The organism is Streptococcus sp. DD11, from assembly GCF_001578865.1.
Classification (GTDB): domain Bacteria; phylum Bacillota; class Bacilli; order Lactobacillales; family Streptococcaceae; genus Streptococcus; species Streptococcus panodentis.
In genome coordinates this window covers 119,287-120,148 of sequence record NZ_KQ969396.1, presented here as the reverse complement: position 1 = coordinate 120,148, position 862 = coordinate 119,287, and the positions used below count along the sequence as shown (strand labels likewise).

At 47.1% G+C, this 862-nt stretch carries 1 protein-coding gene; it reads left to right on the top strand.

Annotated features, from left to right (window positions below; translation table 11 throughout):
- Positions 1–137 precede the first annotated feature (137 nt).
- A partial coding sequence (locus STRDD11_RS14610; RefSeq protein ID WP_241209405.1) for a M20/M25/M40 family metallo-hydrolase occupies positions 138–862 on the top strand: 725 nt, incomplete at its 3' end.

Genomic DNA, 862 nt, shown 5'->3' with positions numbered 1-862 from the left:
TGTCTAAAAAGAAAACACATGGTTAGAAAACAGCAAAAGCAGCAGAACTTCTCTATGAAGCGGAAGTTCTGTCTGCTTTTGATGCTTCCTCTTTGATTTTTTGGATAGGACTTTCTTACATATCAAAGGAAAACATTATGAAACAGTTTATTCAAGACATTTTTGACCAGAGTATGGCGATTGAAAGTTTCACTCATACCAGCTCTGAGCGCGCTATTGAAGACTTTCTCCAGAAGACAATCAGCCGGCTTCCTTATTTTCAAAAGCATCCAGACCGATACGGCCGCTTCCAAATCCCGGATGATGTCTACGGCCGCAGTGTCAACTGGGCTCTGGTGAAGCGGGATGCCACTGATACGGTTATTCTCTTTCACCATCATGATACAGTAGATATTGAAGATTTTGGCAGCCTCAGGGCCTATGCATTTGATAGTCAGGCTCTCAAGGAAAAACTGCCGGATCTGTCTCCAAAAGAAGAAGTAGTGGATGATCTTTCTTCTGACCAATGGCAGTTTGGCCGGGGGTCCTGTGATATGAAGGCTGCCTTGGCCCTGCAGCTGGGAGTGCTGGCAGCATACGCTGAAGCCGATACCGGACAGGTCAATCTGCTCTATCTGTCTGTCGGGGATGAAGAATCCTACTCTCAGGGCATGCGGGCAGCAAACAGCCTGCTCTGTGAATTGCAGGAGCGTTTTGGACTTCATTACATATTGGCGGTGGATTCGGAGCCTTTTGAAAGTGAGTCTGCTGAAGAAAAAGTCCTCCATATCGGCACAGTGGGTAAGCTCTTGCCGGTCTTTGTCACACAGGGCATTCTGTCCCATATGAAAGAGCCGCTGAAAGGCATCAGTGCTGTCTCTCT